At 70.6% G+C, this 19186-nt stretch carries 20 protein-coding genes; 6 read left to right on the top strand and 14 right to left on the bottom strand.

What is annotated here, in order from left to right; genetic code table 11:
- Positions 1-30: 30 nt before the first annotated feature.
- The 3 genes from ctaD (at position 31) to VYL96_RS14435 (ending at position 3964) form a co-directional block, all read left to right on the top strand.
- Positions 31-1788 (top strand): aa3-type cytochrome oxidase subunit I, encoded by a 1758-nt coding sequence (gene ctaD / locus VYL96_RS14445; RefSeq protein WP_131885057.1) that lies wholly within the window; start codon positions 31-33, stop codon positions 1786-1788.
- An 80-nt stretch (positions 1789-1868) separates the two neighbouring features.
- Entirely contained in the window at positions 1869-2945 is a 1077-nt protein-coding gene (locus VYL96_RS14440; RefSeq protein WP_131885056.1) for an NAD(P)H-dependent amine dehydrogenase family protein, read from the top strand.
- Complete coding sequence (locus VYL96_RS14435) at positions 2942-3964, top strand: alpha/beta fold hydrolase (protein ID WP_131885055.1); 1023 nt, start codon at positions 2942-2944, stop codon at positions 3962-3964. Before VYL96_RS14440 ends, VYL96_RS14435 begins: the two co-directional genes overlap by 4 nt.
- Before the next feature lie 166 nt (positions 3965-4130).
- Here VYL96_RS14435 and VYL96_RS14430 read toward each other — a convergent pair whose 3' ends face one another.
- From VYL96_RS14430 to VYL96_RS14395, 8 genes are all read right to left on the bottom strand, one after another.
- Positions 4131-5195: an ABC transporter ATP-binding protein gene (locus tag VYL96_RS14430; protein WP_131885054.1), complete on the bottom strand. Its 1065-nt coding sequence runs from the start codon at positions 5193-5195 to the stop codon at positions 4131-4133.
- A gap of 122 nt (positions 5196-5317) precedes the next feature.
- The gene (locus tag VYL96_RS14425; protein WP_131886713.1) at positions 5318-6643 is read right to left on the bottom strand and encodes an ABC transporter substrate-binding protein; all 1326 of its coding nucleotides are present in this window, start codon (positions 6641-6643) and stop codon (positions 5318-5320) included.
- 75 nt (positions 6644-6718) lie between these two features.
- Entirely contained in the window at positions 6719-7810 is a 1092-nt protein-coding gene (locus VYL96_RS14420; protein WP_198150851.1) for an IS110 family RNA-guided transposase, read from the bottom strand.
- A 236-nt stretch (positions 7811-8046) separates the two neighbouring features.
- A complete protein-coding gene (locus VYL96_RS14415) occupies positions 8047-8886 on the bottom strand; it encodes a carbohydrate ABC transporter permease (RefSeq protein ID WP_131886654.1) in 840 nt (279 codons plus the stop codon).
- Positions 8883-9758 carry a carbohydrate ABC transporter permease gene (locus VYL96_RS14410; protein WP_043565650.1) on the bottom strand — a complete coding sequence of 292 codons (876 nt, stop codon included), beginning with the start codon at positions 9756-9758 and terminating at the stop codon, positions 8883-8885. Before VYL96_RS14410 ends, VYL96_RS14415 begins: the two co-directional genes overlap by 4 nt.
- A 228-nt stretch (positions 9759-9986) precedes the next feature.
- Entirely contained in the window at positions 9987-10928 is a 942-nt protein-coding gene (locus tag VYL96_RS14405) for a L,D-transpeptidase (protein ID WP_131886653.1), read from the bottom strand.
- Positions 10929-11052: 124 nt separating this feature from the next.
- Positions 11053-11976, bottom strand: a complete 924-nt coding sequence (locus tag VYL96_RS14400; protein ID WP_131886652.1) for a L,D-transpeptidase — start codon at positions 11974-11976, stop codon at positions 11053-11055.
- Between the two features lie 588 nt (positions 11977-12564).
- Positions 12565-13500: a hypothetical protein gene (locus VYL96_RS14395; protein WP_131886651.1), complete on the bottom strand. Its 936-nt coding sequence runs from the start codon at positions 13498-13500 to the stop codon at positions 12565-12567.
- 98 nt (positions 13501-13598) lie between these two features.
- Between VYL96_RS14395 and VYL96_RS14390 the strand changes: the two genes are divergently transcribed.
- A complete protein-coding gene (locus tag VYL96_RS14390) occupies positions 13599-14180 on the top strand; it encodes a DUF1990 family protein (protein ID WP_131886650.1) in 582 nt (193 codons plus the stop codon).
- 73 nt (positions 14181-14253) lie between these two features.
- Here the strand turns inward: VYL96_RS14390 and VYL96_RS14385 are convergent, their stop codons facing one another.
- The gene (locus tag VYL96_RS14385; RefSeq protein WP_131886649.1) at positions 14254-14877 is read right to left on the bottom strand and encodes a TetR family transcriptional regulator; all 624 of its coding nucleotides are present in this window, start codon (positions 14875-14877) and stop codon (positions 14254-14256) included.
- 74 nt (positions 14878-14951) lie between these two features.
- Between VYL96_RS14385 and VYL96_RS14380 the strand changes: the two genes are divergently transcribed.
- Positions 14952-15515 (top strand): DUF2020 domain-containing protein, encoded by a 564-nt coding sequence (locus tag VYL96_RS14380; RefSeq protein ID WP_243699830.1) that lies wholly within the window; start codon positions 14952-14954, stop codon positions 15513-15515.
- Positions 15516-15576: 61 nt separating this feature from the next.
- Here VYL96_RS14380 and VYL96_RS14375 read toward each other — a convergent pair whose 3' ends face one another.
- The 5 genes from VYL96_RS14375 to VYL96_RS14355 form a co-directional block, all read right to left on the bottom strand.
- Entirely contained in the window at positions 15577-16173 is a 597-nt protein-coding gene (locus VYL96_RS14375) for a TetR/AcrR family transcriptional regulator (protein WP_106385150.1), read from the bottom strand.
- 56 nt (positions 16174-16229) lie between these two features.
- Complete coding sequence (locus VYL96_RS14370) at positions 16230-16487, bottom strand: antitoxin (RefSeq protein ID WP_106385149.1); 258 nt, start codon at positions 16485-16487, stop codon at positions 16230-16232.
- A 105-nt stretch (positions 16488-16592) separates the two neighbouring features.
- Positions 16593-16874, bottom strand: a complete 282-nt coding sequence (locus tag VYL96_RS14365; RefSeq protein ID WP_106385148.1) for a GlsB/YeaQ/YmgE family stress response membrane protein — start codon at positions 16872-16874, stop codon at positions 16593-16595.
- 138 nt (positions 16875-17012) lie between these two features.
- Positions 17013-17303, bottom strand: coding sequence for a GNAT family N-acetyltransferase (locus VYL96_RS14360; protein WP_106385147.1), 291 nt, complete (start codon positions 17301-17303; stop codon positions 17013-17015).
- A complete protein-coding gene (locus VYL96_RS14355) occupies positions 17300-18196 on the bottom strand; it encodes a universal stress protein (protein ID WP_106385146.1) in 897 nt (298 codons plus the stop codon). Before VYL96_RS14355 ends, VYL96_RS14360 begins: the two co-directional genes overlap by 4 nt.
- A gap of 156 nt (positions 18197-18352) precedes the next feature.
- On the opposite strand from VYL96_RS14355, the gene VYL96_RS14350 reads away from it, so the two are divergent.
- A complete protein-coding gene (locus VYL96_RS14350; RefSeq protein WP_106385145.1) occupies positions 18353-18994 on the top strand; it encodes a dihydrofolate reductase family protein in 642 nt (213 codons plus the stop codon).
- Positions 18995-19186: the final 192 nt, after the last annotated feature.

Genomic DNA, 19186 nt, shown 5'->3' with positions numbered 1-19186 from the left:
GCCTCGGCCGTGAAGAGGAACGGGGTACCGATGTCAGACACTCTCGTGCCGCCCGGGCGGGCGGTCACCGCAGCGGACGCTCCCGCCATCCGGCGGCCGTTCGGGCTCTCCTGGCGTGAGCTGTTCATCACGACCGATCACAAGAAGATCGGCCTGATGTACATCGCCACGTGCCTGGTGTTCTTCTCGATCGGCGGCCTGATGGCCCTGCTCATCCGGGCGGAGCTGTTCTTCCCGGGCATGCAGTTCCTGTCGAACGAGCAGTACAACCAGCTGTTCACCATGCACGGCACCGTGATGCTGCTGTTCTACGGCACGCCGATCGTCGTGGGGTTCGGGAACTACGTCATGCCGCTGCAGATCGGCGCGCCGGACGTGGCGTTCCCGCGCCTCAACGCCATGGGGTTCTGGCTGTTCCTCTCCGGCGGCATCATCCTGCTCACCGGCTTCATCACTCCCGGTGGCGCGGCGTCGTTCGGGTGGACCATGTACGCCCCGCTCTCGGACAAGATCCACTCCCCGGGCGTGGGCGCGGACCTGTGGATCCTCGGGGTGGCGATCGGTGGCATCGGCACGATCCTCGGCGCCGTCAACTTCGTCACCACCATCATCTGCCTACGGGCCCCCGGCATGACGATGTTCAGGATGCCGATCTTCACGTGGAACATCCTCGTCACGTCGGTGCTGATCCTGCTCATCTTCCCGCTGCTCACCGCGGCGGGCATGGGCGTGTTCTACGACCGCACGTTCGGCGGCCGGATCTTCGACCCGGCCAACGGCGGGGCGATCCTGTGGCAGCACCTGTTCTGGTTCTTCGGCCACCCCGAGGTCTACGTCCTCGCGCTGCCGTTCTTCGGCATCATCACCGAGGTCATCCCCGTGTTCTCCCGGAAGCCGCTGTTCGGCTACGCCGGCCTCGTCTTCGCGACCCTGGCCATCGCCGGCCTGTCGATGGCGGTGTGGGCGCACCACATGTTCGCCACCGGTGCCGTGCTGCTGCCGTTCTTCTCGTTCATGTCGTTCCTCATCGCCATCCCCACGGGCGTGAAGTTCTTCAACTGGATCGGCACCATGTGGCGCGGGAAGATCACCTTCGAGACGCCGATGATCTTCGCCCTGGGCTTCCTGGTGTCGTTCCTCTTCGGCGGACTGACCGGCATCATGCTCGCGGCGCCGCCGATCGACTTCCACGTCCACGACTCGTACTTCGTGGTGGCGCACTTCCACTACGTCCTGTTCGGCACCGTCGTGTTCGCCACCTTCGCCGGGATCTACTACTGGTTCCCCAAGATGACCGGCCGCATGCTGGACGAGCGGCTGGGCAAGTGGCACTTCTGGTTGACGTTCATCGGCTTCCACACCACGTTCCTGGTCCAGCACTGGTTGGGCAACCAGGGCATGCCGCGCCGCTACGCCGACTACCTGGACTCGGACGGCTTCACCGTCCTCAACCAGATCTCGTCGGTCGGCTCGTTCATCCTCGGCATCGCGATGCTGCCGTTCATCTGGAACATCATCTCCAGCTGGCGCTACGGCGACCTCGTCCTGGTGGACGACCCGTGGGGCGCGGGCAACTCCCTGGAGTGGGCCACCTCCTGCCCGCCGCCCCGCCACAACTTCGCGAGTCTGCCCCGCATCCGTTCCGAGCGCCCCGCGTTCGAGTTGCACTACCCGCACATGAGCGAGCGGATGCGCGAGGAGGCGCATGTCGGCGGCGGCCGCAATGCGGAGGACCCGAACGCACCCAAGGACGTGCCGGAGCGGGGGCCGTCGCCGCAGGACAGGTGAGACGCCCCGGCGCCACGTGATTGGCCCGCCCGCCACGTGACCCGCCGGGGCACCCGGGTCGTCGCATAGGGTCACGTTCCATGACGATCCGGGTCGTGGAGTGGTCGACGGGGTACCTCGGGCGGATGGCGGTCGAGGGGATCGATGCCCGGCCCGAGCTCGAGCTGGTGGGCGTGTTCGTCTCCGACCCGGCCAAGGTCGGACAGGACGCGGGCCGCCTGGCCGGGCTGGGCCGCGACCTGGGCGTCGCCGCCACCGATAACGCCGCCGCGCTGCTCGCCCTGCAGCCCGACGCCGTCGTCTACACCGCGGAGACCGAGACGCGGTTCATGGAGGCCATCGAGGACTTCCACCGGTTCCTGCGCGCGGGGATCGACGTCATCGCCTCCGGGCCGGTGCTGCTGCAGTTCCCGCACGGCACCATCCCGGAGGACATGATCACCGCGCTGGACGCCGCCGGGCGCGAGGGCGGCGTGACACTGCACGTCAACGGGATCGACCCCGGTTTCGCCAACGACGTTCTTCCGTTGGTCATGACGAGCCTGTCCCGGCGGATCGACCACATCCGCGTGGGCGAGATCGCCGACTACTCGGTCTACCACCAGGGCGAGACCATGCGTCGGCTCTTCGGCTTCGGGCAGCCGATGGATACCCTGCCGCCGCTGCTGCGGCCCAGGATGCTCGCCGCCGGCTGGGGGTCGGTGGTCCGGCAGCTCGCCGCCGCGCTCGACGTCACCCTCGACGAGCCGCTGGTCGAGCGGCACGAGCGTCTGCCCGCCGACCGGGACCTGTCGCTCCTCGCGTGCGAGGTGCCCGAGGGGACGCAGGCGGCGCTGCGGTTCGAGGTGGTCGGACAGGTCGACGGCGAGGACCGCATCGTGCTAGAACACGTCACCCGCACGGCCCACGATCAGGCCCCCGACTGGCCGCGGCCCGATCACGGCGACGGCTGCTACCGCGTCGAGATCACCGGCGAGCCGGCGATGCGGATCGAGTTCGGTCACCACGCCGAACACGGCGACCACAACGAGTCCGGCATGCGGGTCACCGCGATGCGGCTGGTCAATTCTGTCGAGGCGGTCGTCGCCGCGGAGCCGGGCCTCGTCTACGCCAAGGACCTGCCGATGATCACGGGCCGTGGCTTAATGAGCAGATGACGCTCCTGCGCGCTGTCGCGGTGGCGGCCCTCGTCGTCGTCGCCACCTCCTCGGCCACCTCCACGGCCGCACCCGCCGCCTCGGCCGTGCCCGCCGCCTCGGCCGCGCCCACCACCCCACCCACAGCCGCCGGCGTCCCGTGGCGCTGGTGGGACGGCGCTGTCCACCAACTCACGCACGGCCTCGCCGACCCGCCGGGTCTCAACCGCGACGATTGCCGACCGACCGCCGACCGGCCCGAGCCGGTGATTCTGGTCCACGGCACGGGGCTCAACGGCGGAAACTCGTGGGCGACCGTCGGGGCGGCGCTGGCCGCGGACGGGTTCTGCGTGTGGGCGCCGACCGTCGGGGCGCTGCCCGGGCTGGGGGCCGCGGGCGGCCTGGACTCGCTCACCGGGGCGTCAGCGCCGCAGCTCGCCGCGGAGATCGACCGAGTGCGCGCGCTCACCGGCGCCGCCGAGGTCGACCTGGTGGGGCACTCGCAGGGCGCGATCGTCGCCTCCTACGTCGCCGCCACCGCGCGGGCCGACTCGGTGCGGACGGTCGTCACGCTGGGCGCCGATCCCGCGCGGTCGGGCGAGGGACCGCCGGAGTTCGTCACCGACCTGCTCGGCGTGCTGTCCGCCGAGACCGCCGAACGCGACGCGGAGGCGACCCTGGCCTGGCTGGGCGACGAGGGTGTGCCGTTCGCGCGCGGCGTGCGCTACGTGGCCGTGTCGTCCGACTACGACGAGCTCACCGGTCCGGTGGTCGCGCCGCAGGTGCCGGACTTCGTCGACCTGCGGGTGGTCCGACTGCAGGACGGGTGTGAGGCCGATCGCTCGGGGCATCTCACCGTGCTGGCCTCGCCGCGCGCGGTGGATCTGGTGATCGATGCGCTGGGTGGGCCGCTGCGCAGTGGGCACGGTGGGCCGGGCGACGGCGGGCCGGGCGGTGGCGCGGGCCTCGACGTGCCCCCGCCCCGATGCGTGCCCGCGGACCAGCTCGTGGGCGTGCTCGCGCCCGTCCCGCCCCGCTGATCAGGGCCGCCCCCACGCAGCCGCTCCCCGGCATGGCGTCTCGCGCGCCCCGCGGGGTGGGCGAGACGCCATCGAGAGGGGCGGCTGCCGTCGCCGCGTACCGGGGCCCCCGCGAGACGCCATCGGGAGGAGCGGCTGCGGCCGGCCGTCCGGTGCGGGCCGGCGCTCAGTCGATGCGGTCGCCGGTCTCGGTGTCGAACGCGTGGACCTCGGCGTCGATGTGGCGCACGCGGATTCGTTCGCCCACCGCTGTACCGTGCCCGCGGTCGAGGCGGATCGCGACGCGGTCGCCGGCGTCGGAGTGCCCGTAGGCGAACGCCTCGGCGCCGAGTTCCTCCACCAGATCGACCGTCAGCTCCAGCCCGGGTTCGCCGGCGCCGACCAGCCGCAGGGCCTCGGGGCGAGCGCCCAGGATGATGCGGTCGCGGCCGTCGAGCGAGGCCGGCACGTCGATCTCGGCGTCGCCCACGAGGGCGCGACCCGCGGCGACGGGCACCTCGACGAGGTTCATGGCGGGGGTGCCGATGAACCCGGCGACGAAGGCGTTGACGGGCCGGTCGTACAGCTCTCGGGGCGCGGCGACCTGCTGCAGGACGCCCTTGTCGAGCACGGCCACGCGGGTCCCCATGGTCATGGCCTCGACCTGGTCGTGCGTGACGTACACGGTGGTCACGCCGAGCCGACGCTGCAGCCCGGCGATCTCCCCGCGGGTCGACACGCGGAGTTTGGCGTCGAGGTTGGACAGGGGTTCGTCCATGCAGAAGACCTTGGGGCGGCGCACGATCGCCCGGCCCATGGCGACGCGCTGGCGCTGGCCGCCCGACAGCTGGGACGGCTTGCGGTCGAGCAGGTCCTCGAGCTGCAGGATCCGGGCGGCCTCCTCCACCTGCCGGCGGGTGTCGGTCTTGTTGACGCCGGCATTGCGAAGGGCGAAGCCCATGTTCTGCGCGACGGTCATGGTGGGGTACAGGGCGTAGTTCTGGAAGACCATGGCCACGTCCCGGTCGCGGGGCGCCACGCGCTGCATGTCACGGTCGTCGATGAGGACGCGCCCGGAGTCGACCGGCTCGAGGCCGGCGAGCATGCGCAGGCTCGTGGACTTGCCGCACCCGGAGGGGCCGACCAGGACGAGGAACTCGCCGTCGGCGATGTCGATGTCGAGCGAGTCGACGGCGGGCGCCGAGGACGCGTCGAAGCGCCGGGTGGCGTGGTCGAACCGGGCGGTGGCCATGGTGGGGTGGGTCTCCTGGGCGGGGGGTGGTGGGGAGGCGGGGGGTCGACGACGACGAGGTCGGTCGCCGACCCGCCCGCCCGCGGGCTCGGGTCCCGCCGGACTGGCGGGAGGTGAGCCGCTCAGCCGAGCTTCGGGGTGAGCTGCGTGTCGATGATCTGCTGGGTTTCGGTCTGGAGTTCCTCCATCACCTGCCGGACGTCCTGGCCGGCGAGGACCTTGTCGAGTCCGCCGCCGATCCGGGTGCCGCCGTTGGGCACGAACACGCGCGCGTTGTCCTGCGGGCGCGTGAACTCGAGCTGGTCGATCGCGGTGCCGGCCTGCGGAGTCTCGGCCAGGTAGTCGCGGATCTCCTCGGCTTCGCGGGCGTTCTTGCGGACCGGCATGTAGCCGGTCGCCTGCGCGAAGATCGCGGTGCTCTGGGTGGAGGTGATGGAGTCGATGAACTTGAGCGCGTTGATCTTGCGTTCGTCGGAGATCTTGGCGGGGATGGCGAGGCCGGCGCCGCCGGTGGGGCAGGAGGAGTTGGCCCGGGCGCCGGGCAGGAAGGCGGTTCCGAAGTCGAACTGGGCGTTCTCGATGGCCGTCCGCAGGGAGCCGGTCGAGGCCATGGCGCACGCGGCCAACCCGGACCCGAACTCGGTGATGGAGTCGGCGGAGACCACGAGGAAGCCCTCGTCGTTGATCCGCTTGAGCTTCTCGACTCCGGCGATGGTGGCGGGGTCGGTGAAGGTGGCCTCCCAGTCGCGGGAGAACGCGCCGCCCTCGTCCCACACCATGTTCTGCATGGTCCAGTCGAGGTAGTTGGAGCCGTCGTACATGGCGATCGCGTGCTTGCCCTTGCCGATCGCCTCCTGGATCCGTGGGGCCCAGTCGAGGAATTCGTCCCAGCTCTCGGGGCCGCGGTCGGGCAGGCCGGCCCGGTCCCAGACCTGCTTGTTGTAGTAGAACAGCGGGGTCGAGCGGGCGAAGGGCAGGCCGTAGGTCCTGCCCTCGAGCTCGTAGTCACCGATGAGCGCGTCGACGTAGCTGCTGGTGTCCACGCCGGCCTCGGCGAACAGGTCGTCCAGGGGGGTCAGCTGGTCGTTGAGCGCGAAGTTGAACCAGGTGACGTCGGAGACCACCACGACGTCCGGGACGTCGTTGCCGGTGAGGGCCGCGTTGAGCTTCTGGGCGACCTCCTCGTAGTTCTTGCCGCCGTCCACGAGGTTGACGGTGAGGTCGGGGTTCTCCTGGCTGAAGTTGGCGATGAGCTCTTCTTCGACGGCCTTGGAGTCGCCGGGGTGGTTCGACCAGAAGGTGATGGTGCCCGCGTCACCTCCGCCACCGCCGCCGCTCGCGTCGCCGGAGGTGTCGTCGCCGCCTGTGCCGGCGCAGCCGGCGACGGTGACGGTGGCGGCGGTGGCGCCGAGGAGACCCAGGAATAGCCTGCGGTTCAGGGGATTCATGGCGATGATGCCTTTCTCGAGGTCGAACCTGACGGAGGGTGGACTGGATGGGCGGCGCGGATGCTCCTATGGATGTCAAGCGGCTTTGGCGAGGTCGGCGGTGGTCGGTGCTTTGGTGGCGGGGTCGCGAGCCTGTAGGTCGTTGATCAGGGCATGGTAGATCTCGCGCGCGATGTGGCGTTTGAGGCAGCGCATGATGTCTTTCTTGGACAGGCCTTGCGCGGTTCGTCGGTCAACGTAGGAGCGGGTGCGTTCGTCCCATCGCATGCGGCTCAGTGCGATGGTATGCAGGGCGTGGTTCGCGGCCCGGTCGCCACCGCGGTTGAGTCGGTGTCGGTCTCGTCGTCCTGAAGAGGCAGGGATCGGGGCCACGCCGCACAGGTGCGCGAACGCCGCTTCGGAGCGCAGCCTGTCTGGGTTGTCGCCCGCGGTGGCCAGAAGCTGCCCGGCGACGTCAGGTCCCACGCCCATGCGGTTCATCAGGGTCGGAGCCGTCTGCGCGGTCAGGGCTTTCAGCTCGACGTCGAGGTCGGCGATCTCCTCACTCAGTGCCAGGATCCGGCGGCTCAGAATGCGTAGTGCCGCCTTGGTCGCGCCGAGGGGACTAGCGAGGTCGCTGGGACGGAACCGGGCGCAGACTGCGGCCAGCTCGCGGGCGGGCAGGCCACGCAACTGGGCTCGCAATTCCTCCGGAGCGGTGATCACCAGCTGCCTGGCCTGGTTGATCGCTTGGGTACGGGCCTTGACCGCGGAGCGCCGAGGCACACGCAAGGCCCGGACGGCCTCCACGATCCCGTCGCGGGTCTTCGGCACGCCAGTGGCACGCCCGGAGGCGACCGCGGTAGCAGCGGCATAGGCGTCTATCGGGTCGGACTTGCCCTTCATCCGCCGGGTCTTGCGGTCGGGTCGGTCGACTTCGACCACCGATAGTCCGGCCCGGGCCAGCACCCGAGACAGCTCGGCGCCGTAGGCACCGGTGCCCTCGACCCCAACGGCCTGCACGGTGCCGTGGCCGCCGAGCCATGAAAGTAGCTGCCGGTACCCGGAACCCGTGGCCGGGAACTCTCGGTCGGCCAGATGCCGCCCGAGGGAGTCGATCACCGCCGCGTGATGGGTCTGGCCATGCGTATCCACTCCGGCGATGACATGCACGTGCTGATCGGACATCATGGTCACTGCTGCCTTTCTCGTTGATCCCGGTGGGGCAGCACGCGCCGGCCAGGCGGGCGGACAAGACAGTGGCGGGGCTTCTGAACCAAGCTCCTATGAGGTCACAAACGCCCGTCCGGTCGCGTGCGTAGCGATCCCCCGAGCGGGCCGACAAATCCGCTTCTAGTCAGCCACCGCGACGGTCAGCCCGTGAGTCAGACCCGCCCGAAGAACCACTACACACATCATCACTGTCAGCCCTTGACCGCGCCGGAGGTGAGGCCCTTGATCATGTGCCGTTGCAGGAGCAGGAACACGATGAGGATCGGGGTGATGGTGAGGATCGTGGCGGCCATGACCATCGGCCAGTCGATGTAGGCGTCGGTGGAGATGAGGCGTGCGAGCCCGACCTGCAGCGGTGCGACGGTCTCGTCCGAGGCCACGAGGAACGGCCAGAGGTACTCGTTCCACTCGTTGACGATCGTGATGAGGGCGAACGCCACCACGGTGGGCCAGCTCATGGGCAGTAGAACCCGCAGCAGCAGTTTCATGTGGCCGCAGCCGTCCATGCGCGCGGCCTCGATGATCTCGAAGGGCAGCGTGAGGAAATGGTTGCGCATGAGGAAGGTACCGAACGCGACGCCGGCGAGCGGGAAGATGATGCCCTGGAACGTGTTGATCCAGCCCAGCTGAGAGATGAGCGCGTAGTTGGAGATCACGGTGATCTGGTTGGGCACCATGAGCGCGGCCAGGACGAGCATGAACACGAGGCCGCGGCCGGGGAAGCGCAGATAGACGAACGCGTAGGCGCTGAGGATGCCCAGGACGAGCTTGGCGGTGACCAGTGCGCCCGTGATGACGAGCGAGTTGGTGAAGTAGCGCAGGAACGGCACCTGTTCCACGACCCGCGAGTAGGGGTCCGCGGTGACGGGGTCCGGCCACCAGGCGGGCGGCTGGATGTAGACCATGTCGGGCGTCTTGAACGAGGTGACGAGCACCCAGTACAGGGGCAGCGCGATGGTGGCGAGCACCAGGATCATGGCCAGGTACCCGGCGATCCTGAAGGCCCGCGACCGGCCGGCGATCGGGTTCATGTCGTCCTCCTGTCCATCACGCGGACCTGGATGGCGGTGATGACGAGCAGGACCAGGAACATGATGGTCGCGACCGTGGCGCCGTAGCCGGCGCGGAAGTTCTGGAACGTCTCCTGATACACCTGGAACACCATCGTGGTGGTGCCGTTGCCCTGCGGCCCACCGCGGGTCATCACGTAGATGATGTCGAACACCTGCAGCGAGTTGAGCATGACGGTGATCGACAGGAAGAACGTGGTGGGGCGCAGCAGCGGCAGGGTGACCGAGCGGAACGTCGCCCAGCGTCCGGCGCCGTCCATCTCGGCGGCCTCGTAGAGTTCGGCGGGCTTGGCCTGGAGGGCGGCGAGATAGATGACGAAGCTGTAGCCGAGGTTCTTCCAGATGTAGGTCACGGTGACCATGAACAGGGCCCAGTCCGGGTCCTGATAGAAGTTCGGCACCGGCAGCCCGACCATCGTCAGCAGCGCCGAGATCATCCCGAACCGGGGGTCGAAGATGAACTGGAAGGCCACGCCGATGGCGGCGCCGGCGATGACGAACGGGGCGAACACCGCCGAGCGGACGATCCCACGGCCCACCAGCTGCTGGTCCAGGAGCAGTGCCAACGCGAGGCCCAGGATCATCGACCCCACGACCGCCGCGACGGTGAAGATGACGGTGTTCTGCACGACCTCCCAGCTGTCGGCACGGTTCCACCACTCGATGTAGTTGGACCATCCGATGAAGGTGGACGTGGGGGAGGAGATGTTCCAGTCGAAGAAGCTGAGCCGGATGTTGTCGATCAGCGGTCGGTAGACGAACACCCCGAGCAGGGCGAGGTTGGGCAGTACCAGTGCGAGGAACAGGACCTTCTCGCCGAGGGGCCCGGCCAGGCGCGCGCGTCGGGGCCGCGCCCTGCGCTCGGGCCGGGTGTCGGCCACCGGGTCTCCGGCGGCCGGGGAGGACGGTATCTGCACGGTGGGAAGCCTCGTCGTCGAGGGTGAACGGACTTTGTCCGGACGATAGACGACTGGTGGCCTGGCGAGGTCGAAACAGTACAGATGTTGAAAAACACGGGGGGCGCGCTGCTTCTCGCAGCGCGCCCCCCTTGGGCGGTGGTCTCAGTAGTTCCAGTCGCCCTGACCGTCGAAGGCACCGAAGGGTCGTCCGGGGCCGTTCTTGACGATGAACGGGTCGCCGTTGCGGGTGGTGTCGTAGTACCAGCGGGCGTCCTCGGGGCTGACGTTGATGCAGCCGTGGGAGACGTTGCGAACGCCCTGGTCGGCGACCGACCAGGGGGCGGAGTGGATGTAGATGCCGTCGTAGCTGAGCCGGACGGCGTCGTTGACGATCGAGTTGTAGCCGCCCTCCTCGATCCGTAGCCCGAACGTCTCGGAGTTCATGCGGACCTGCCGCCCGCGCTGGCCGGTGTAGTAGATGCCGTTGTAGGTGTCCCAGCCCGGGCGGCCGGCGGAGGCGCGCATGGTGCGGACGTGCTGGCCGTTGCGGGTGACGGTGACGAGCTTGGTGCGGTCGTCGAACTCGGCGATCACGGCGTCGCCGGTGCGGAAGGACTGCTGACGCTTGCCGCCGGCCCACACGGTGACGGAGGTGTTGACGGGCCAGAACTGGTGGGGGCGCCAGCGCACCTCCCGGTCGCTCACCCAGTAGAACTTGCCCGCTACCGGCGGCTCGGTGCGGATGCCGATGGTCGCCTCGGCGCGGGCGCGGTCGGTGATGGGTCGGTCGAAGAAGAACATGACCGGCTGCGCGACGCCCACGACCTCGTTGGGGGTCGGGAAGACGGTGACGTCGCCGTACTCGGGTGCCGGACGGGCGGGGCCGATGACCGGGTAGGTGAGCACGGGCTGCGCGGGCACCCCCGGGATGACGGGGGTCGGCAGCGGGGCGTTCTCGAGCTGGGGGACGCCGGGCGGGCTCAGCGGCATGACGGACTGGGCCTGCGCGGCGGGGGCGGCCCCGGTGGCAGCCGGGACGCCCAGGACGAGGGCGACCGCGGCGAGGATCGCGGCGGCTGCCGAGGAGCGGGGGTGTCGGGGCATGAGGGGCTCCTGGGGACGGACGGGATTCTTCTTCGGTCTCGCTCAGACTTCTACAAGGAGATGTCGTGTGCCACAACCGAAGTGTTTCCCGGGGGTCCGCCCCGCGCACCCGGGAACCCCGAGGTCAGTAGTTCCAGTCGCCCTGTCCGTCGAAGGCACCGAACTGCCGGCCGGGGCCGTTCACCACGATGAACGGGTCGCCGTTGCCGGTGTTGTCGTAGTACCAGGCCGCGTCCTCGGGGCTGACGTTGATGCACCCGTGGGAGACGTTCCGGACGCCCTGGTCGGCGACCGACCACGGTGCGGAGTGGATGAAGATGCCGTCGTAGCTGAGTCGCACGCCGTTCTCGACGGTCGTGTCGTAGCCGCCGGCGTCCATCGCCAGTCCCCAGGTGGAGGAGTCCATGCGTACCTGGCGGTCGCGCCAGCCGTTGTAGTAGATCCCGTTGTGGGTGGGGAAGGCGTCGCGGCCGGCGGAGGCGCGCATGGTGCGGATGACCTCGCCGTTTCGGGTGACGGTGACGAGGTGGGTGTTGTCGTCGTAGGTGGAGACGATCGCGTCGCCGGTGCGGAAGGCGTGCTCGCGTCCGCCCGCCCACACGGTGACGGAGGTGTGGGCCGGCCAGAACTCGTGCGGGCGCCAGCGCAGTTCGGTGTCGCTCACCCAGTAGAACTTGCCGCCGACCGCGGGGGCGGTCCGGATCGACACGGAGGCCTCGGCGCGGGCACGGTCGGTGACGGGGCCGTCGAAGTGGATCATCACCGGCTGTGCGACGCCGACCGTCTCGCCCGGGGTGGGGTAGACGGAGGCGACGCCGACCTCGGCGGCGGCGCGCGCCTGTGCGGGGACGGGGATCGTGAGGACCCCGGACACGCCGGGTATCGGGGGTGTGGGGACCGGGGCGGATTCGGAGCCGAACGCGCCGACCGATCCGGTGGATCCGGTGTAGCCGGCGAGTGACTGCGCGGAGGCGGCGGGGGAGAGGCCGACGACGACGAGGCCTGCCGTGGCCAGAAGCGGGGCGATGATCCGGGGTCGGCGCGACATCGGTCTCCTCGGTGCGGCGCCGCGATGAGGCGGCGGGGCGGGGCGACGCGGGCGCACGGGCGGGCCGGAGCGGTTAGTCCCATGCGCCACATCAGTAACAGGAGCAACAATACCCTCGTCTCGTCCCGCCTGTACATCCCGTGGGGCGCAGGGCGTCCCGGGCCGCCGCGGACCCGCGGGCGCGACTCGCGGACCCATGACGCGCAACCGTCCCAACGTTCGTTGGTAACGGGGATCGGAGAACCGCTGGTAGGCACGCCGCGAGCCGTTATTGACCGTAAGTCAGCGACAGAACGCCTGCTCATGGGGTTGATGTGTTCTCGGATGCAACATATGGTCGACGCAGTCACCGCCTGAGGGGTCGGTGGCGAGGGTGAAGTGGTTGCTGAGGGGCTGCGACTTCACACTTCAGAGGGGCCGGTCGAGAGACCGGGGCACCTGGGGGGTGCCACCCGCAGCCGTGCAAGGCAGCGAGGAAGGCCGGATCGTGATCGATCCGCCGGATAGAGGAACGGCGTCGGATGCTGAGAGGCTCCGGCGCCGTTCCCGTCTGTGCCGATAGGGATCCGCAGGCGGTGTCGCCGGCTGTCAGGCCAGGATGCGCTGTGCCACCCGGTGCAGTCCGCTCAACGCTGACGCCTCGGCGTCGGGCGACCGCGGGGTTTCCGGCTTGAGCAGGGTGATGTGCCACAGTTCGTCCCCCGCCACCAGGATCGTGTGCACCTCGACTCCGCCGCCGGTCGGCGCCGCCACGCAGTCGAGGTAGGCCGTGGCCAGGTCCGGTCGGACGGGCGCGGGCGCCCCGGGGGCCGCCGGCGCCGCGTCCTGGATCGCCGCGGCGTCGCTCCCGCGCACCTCGGAGCAGGCGTAGCGCACCCCGAGGAGCGTGGCCTGCCCGGCGAGGGCCGCCTCCGCCCCGGCGCGCGGCGTGACGACGCCGGCGGCGAACGTGTCGGGGACGATCCCGGGGTCGAACGCCGGCGCGGTCGGCGAGGTGGTCACCGCCGCGGACGTGGTCTGCTCGGCCCCGGCCCCGGTCTCATCCTCGGCCTCGGTCGTCTCCGTGTCCTCCGTGGCGGTGACGGTGGTCTCGACCCCGTCCGCCCCGGTGACGGTGGTCTCGGCGCCGGTGGTCTCGGTGTCGGTCGCTGCGGCGGCGGAGCGCTCGGCCTCGAGTCGCTCGGGCGAGCCCGGGCCGCCGTAGGTGCACAGCAGGCCGAGGTCGCCGGAGCCTGTGGGGTCGACCTCCGGCATGTCCGCGCGGGTGAGCTGGATGACCTCCTCGGTGGTCAGGTCCAGAAGTTCGCAGGCGTTGAGCCGCTCGTCGGGTGCGGGTCGGCCCTCGACCATCGCGGCCGCGATGTCGTGTCGTGGGTTCGGCGTCAACCGCGGAGGGCCGGAATCGCCCGCGTCGGGGCCGGCCGTGCACCCGGCGACAGCGGCGACGGCGGCGATCGCCGCGAGGACGGTGGATCCGCGGGCGAGACGACGACCGTGCGCCGGTCGGAGTCGCTGGGATCGCATGATTCGATCCTACGGTGCGGCCCACAGGACGGTCCCCCGACGTCCGCCGTTCATCGCGCGTGCGCCGTCCGCTCACCTGACCCGGCGACACTGCGGGAGTGGAGTCGATATCCGGTGCCGTCCCCGAGGGCGATCGTCGCCAAGGCCCTCCCCTGGACCCGCCCCAGGCGTCGCTTCCGGGACCCGCGCTCGGGTACCAGCGCTCGGCCCTGCCCGCGCACGGCTGCGCGCCCGAGGGCTGGCGGGAGGCCGTCGCGACCGCGGGGCTCGGTCAGGGCGTCGCCGTGTTCGACGCGCTCGCCGACGATCTGATGTCGCTGTCCGCCCACCGTCGGTCGGGACTGCGCATCACCCCGACCGATCGGGACTCGTCGGTGGACGTGGTCATCCTGGACGGGCCCATGCGGGGACCCTGCAGACTCGTCGACCGGATCGACGAATCGCTGCGGCAGGGCCTCGTCGTCGGCACCCTCGAGGGCAACACCGCGGTGGCCGAGCACCGCTGCCACCTCGACCTCGACCCCGACGCGTCCGCGGTCACGGCCACCGTCCGCACGGTGTGGCGACCCAGGACGTCCTACGTGCTGCCCGGCGCCACCGCGCGCGAGGCGCGCGCCTACGACCGCATGGCCGACCGGCTGCTCCGCGCGCTCAGTACGCCCCGCCCGGGCGGGGCGTGACCCCGCACCGCGCGACCCCGCACCGCGCGACCCCGCACCGCGCGACCCCGCACGGCCTCGCGCGGCGCCCGACTCAGTCCGAGGCGTCCGGGGTCGACACCGAGTCGGCGACCGCCTCGAACGCCTCGCGGATGCGGTGCTCGAGCAACGACCCGGACTCGTCCGTCCGCCACCGCTCAACGGCGACCCGCAGGATCGCGATCGACGCCGCGGCCACGGTCGCCGCCTCGACGGAGTCCGGCGCCCGGCCCTCGCGGCGCGCCACGAGGTGTGCGAGCTCCTTCTCCGTGATCGCGAGGATCTCGTGGACCTGCGTCCGGACCCCCGGCTCGCGCCGCCACATGTCGTGGAACCGGTCGAACGCCCCGCTGCGTCGCCGCGCGTTGGACACCTGGTGCCACATGAGGCGGGCCAGCGCGGTCATGGTGGACACGCTGCGGTCGGAGAGGAACTCCTGCACGGCCTTGCGCCCGGCCGGGGGAGTGTCCGGGATGCACGCGGCGGCCTTGGAGGGGAAGTAGTTGAAGAACGTCCGCCTCGACACGTTGGCGGCTCTGGCGATCTCGTCGACCGTCACCGCGTCGAGTCCGCGCTCGATCACCAGGTCGACCGCCGCGGCGGAGATCACCGACCGGAGCTCGCGCCGCCGGTCCTCGGTGCGGTCGGCGCCGGAGGCGGTACCCGCGGATCCACCCATGGCCACCCTCCCGTTCCTTCGACCGGTCTGCTGCCGCCGACTCTACTGAGCGGCCCGGCCTCTATCCTGGCCCTGTGCGCAAACCCGCGAGTATGGTCCTCGACACAGTCACCCTCGGCGCGGCCTCCGTGCTCCTGCTCGGTGTCCTCGCCGGGTGCAGCGGTTCCTCGCAGCCGGCCGCGGAGATGGGCACCATCCGGACCGCCCCGCCCGAGACGGTCGAGCCAGAACTGCCTCCGGTCGAACCGGTCTCGGAGGCCGACTGCCCGTACCTGTCCGCCGACGAGGTTTCGGCGGCGGCCGGTGTGCCCGCCGCGGACGTCCGGATCGACGACGGCGTGGACCCGGCGGCCTGCTTCTTCTACGACGCCGACGGCGCCGTGCACCTGACGACCACCGTCTACGAGGTGGCGTCGCCCGAACGCGCGGCGGAACTCGTCGCCGAGTCGGCGCCGCCGGGCGAGTCCGAGCCGGTGGAGGCCGGGGCCGGATGGAGCGGCGGCGTCACCGTCGGGCCGGCCGGGGCGCTGGCCGTCCTGTCCGGCGACGACCGCGTCCTCGCCGTGCAGTCGACCGGCGAGGAGCCCGGCGCGGTGCGGAGCGTCGTCGAGCTCATCGGGCCGCGGCTCGAGAACTGAGGCTCGGCGGGACGCGGGGCTCGGGCCGCGGGGCGGGGCGCGGGACCGGGGCCCGCCGGCCTCAGGCGGTGACCATCCCCAGGATGAGCTCGGCCATGCTCCGCGCGGTCATGGCGGTGGTCCGGACCTCGCCGAGCATCGCGGCGGTGACCGAGCCGTCGTGCAGCAGCGCCAGCCGGTCGGCGAGGTCGGCGATGTTGTCCGGGTCCTCCAGTCCCATCGCGGCGAGTTCGTCGCGCAGGGTCTGGGCCACCCACGCCCGCTGATCGGCCACGGCCGCGCGGATCGCGCGCTCGCCGTCGGTCGCGGGGCTCGGGAACTCGATCGCGGCCGCGAGGTGACAGGACCCGGGCATCGCCGGCTCCACCTGCTCGCGCACGATGTCGAACAGTGCGAGGACGCGTCCCCGGGCGTCCGGGGCAAGGTCGGCGCGGCGGCGCCACAGTTCGCGGTCCCGTTCGGCGACCGACCGCAGGTACGCCACCACCAACTCGTCCTTGGACCCGTAGGTGTTGTAGAGACTGGCCTTGGCGACCCCGGCCTCGCGCAGGATCCGGTCGATCCCCACCGCCCGGATCCCGTCGGTCGAGAACAGACGGGTCGCCGTCGCCAAGAGCCGCTCCCGCGGTCCGGGCTTGGTCGACCGTGTTCTCGTCACGGGTAACAGACTATCGGCAGAGATAGCCGATACCACCTCGGCCGGGCGGGCGTCGGTCAGTCTCCCGGCCCGCGGCTGTGCTGCGACGTGTCCGGGTCGGGGGTCGGCGTGCCGTCCGGCGCGTCGGGCACGCCGGGAGCGTCGGCCGTCCGCCCGGTGAGGAACTCGCCGGCCTTCTGCTGGACGCTGTCGGTACGCGCGGCGTGCTTGCCGCCGGTGCGCTGGTCGAACGCGTCTCCGGCCTTGTCGAGGGCAGCCTCCACCTTGTCGGGATTCTTCCGCGCGAAGTCCCTGGCCTTGTCGAACAGTCCCATCTCGTGCTCCTTCCAGTGCTGGTGCGAAGAGGGTGGTGATTGTGTGCGGACGGCCCGGCCCCACGTGGGAGCCGGGCCGTCCTGATAGCGATCGTGCGAGGGGTGTCAGACCCTGGAGCGCCCGCGACCACGGATCGCGGAGACGATCCAGATCAGGAGGCATGCACCGACGATCGCGGCGAGGACGCCGGGAATCGAGAAGGCCTCCGGCATGGCGCCGCCCTCACTGCTGGTGAAGAACGACACGAGCCAACCGACGACGAAGGCGCCGATGACGCCGGCGAGGACGTTGGCGACGATGCCCATCTCGGCGTCACGCTTCATGATCTTGGAGGCGACCCAGCCGGCGAGTCCGCCGATGATGATCCAGGCGATGATGGTGCCCATGGCGATTGTCCTTTCCCGAGAGATGTTCTCGGCCCGGGACGGGCCGCTCACTCAGGAGAACACGACAACGACACGAACGCTTCCGGTCGGAGGCGCTCGGTGATCAAACGTCGCTCACTCGTTACTGGCCCGTGTCCTTCAGGCGACCTCCGCCGAGTCGGGGTTTCTCTCGATGTACCGGGCGACGAACGAGCAGGATGGGCGCACGCGCAGGCCCTCCTCGCGGGTCACCCGCAGGGCCTCGGCGACCAGGCGTCCGGCCAGGCCACGGCCGCCGAACTCGGACGCGACGACCGTGTGCGGGAACTCGCGGACGCCGTCCGGGCCGTCGCTGTACTCGGCCTGGCCCGCCACGACACCGTCCACGAGGATCTCGAACCGCCCCGCGGCGTCGTCGCGCCGAACCTGAACATCCTCCGAGCCGCTCATGAGTGCGACTCCGGACGCACGACCATGACCGGGCAGGGCGCCGCCTGCAGCAGCGCCCGCGAGGTGGAGCCGAGGACCATGCCCGCGAAGCCACCGCGCCCGTGGGATCCGACGACGACGAGCTGGGCGTTCTCCGACTGCTCGACCAGAGCCCGTACCGCGCGATCGCGGGTCACGTACCGCTGCACCTCGACATCGGGGTAGCGGTCCGAGAATCCCGCCAACCGCTCGGACAGCGTCTGCAGCTGCTGGTCCTCGAGCTGCTTCCAGTCGTCCTCGGTGAGCGAGATGCCGGCGGCCGCGGCCTGGACCTGCGGGTCCATCCAGGTGTGCACCGCGACGAGCGGGGTGTTGCGCGCGGAGGCCTCCGCGAACGCCCACTCGGTGGCCTTGGCGCTGACCTCGGAGCCGTCGATGCCCACGACTACCGGGCCGGTGCGGTCGAGGTCGTCCGTGTCCTCACGGGTGACGACGACCGGGCAGAACGCGTGGCTGGCGACGGCCGCCGAGACGGATCCGAGGACCATGCCCTTGATGCCGCCCAGTCCGCGGGAGCCCAGGACGATCATCTTGGACTTGCGTGAGTAGTCGATGAGCACCTGCGCCGGGTTGCCCTCGACGATCGCGTGCGACACCTCGACGCCGGGCGCGACCTTCTCCGCGGTGGCCCGCGCCTTCTCGATGATCGGGTGACACTCGCGCTCCAGCTCGTCGTAGACGGGCTGGGGCGGGATCATCCCCTCGGCGAACATCGCCGCCGGCATCGTGTACGTGGTCACGAGCCTGAGCGGGACGCGCCGGGCGGCGGCGGTGTTGGCGGCGTAGGCGACCGCGCCGGTGGAGGCGGCGGAGCCGTCGACGCCGACGACGACGGTGTTCTCGAGGGAGCTCATGTCCTGAGACTACCGCCGTTCTCGACAGTTGATAACAGATCTGTCGGTCACACCGGCCCTCCTCGGATCGGCCGGCCCGTCCACCGATTCCGGTCTCGACGCGGTCCTCACCTCTTAGGGTGATCGCATCCCGCTACCGCGATCTCTGGAGCGCTCATGGCCGTCCGCGTCGACCTCAACATCTCCCTCGACGGATTCGCGACCACCACCGACCAGACCGCGGACGACCCGATGGGAGAGGACTGGGGCCGGTTGACCGCCGCGTACGCCGCCACCCGCACCTTCCGCGAGCGCGTGCTGCACGACCCGAGCGGTGAGGGCACGACAGAGGTGGACGACGAGTACGCGGCGGCCTACTTCGAGGGGATCGGCGCCGAGATCATGGGAGCGGGCATGTTCGGCCTGCACGCCAATCCGGACGACCCCGACTGGCGCGGGTGGTGGGGCGACGAACCGCCCTTCCGTGTGCCGGTCTTCGTGCTGACGCACTCTCCGAGGCCGCCGATCGACATGGCGAACGGCACCCGCTTCATCTTTGTCGACGCCGCCCCCGAGGACGTGCTCGAGCGGGCACGACAGGCCGCCGGTGGGCAGGACATCCGGATCGGCGGCGGCGCGAGCGTCGTGCGGGACTTCCTCAAGGCCGACCTCGTCGACCAGCTGCACGTGGGGATCGCGCCCATCGTGCTCGGCCGCGGGGTCCGACTCTGGGACGACCTGCGCGGGCTCGAGCGGGGACGCACCGTCACCACGGAGACGGCGGCCAGCGGGACGATCCACGTCACCTTCCGGCGCTGACCGCCGCCGGGCCCGGCCGACCCCGGGGGAGGCGGGCCCGGTCAGAACTCGTCGGGGAACGGTGCGTTCGCGGGGTAGGCCAGGTTGAAGCTGCCCTGAAACGCCGGGAGGACGGCGCGACCGGGGCCGAAGAGGAAGAAGTCGACGACGGCGTCGATCATGAGCGCTCCCGAGGTTCTAGTGGTGCATGTG

The sequence above is a fragment of the Dietzia maris genome, assembly GCF_036287335.1.
Lineage (GTDB): Bacteria > Actinomycetota > Actinomycetes > Mycobacteriales > Mycobacteriaceae > Dietzia > Dietzia cinnamea.
Note: the sequence above shows the minus strand (reverse complement) of the source record. Positions and strands in the feature narration are given on the sequence as shown.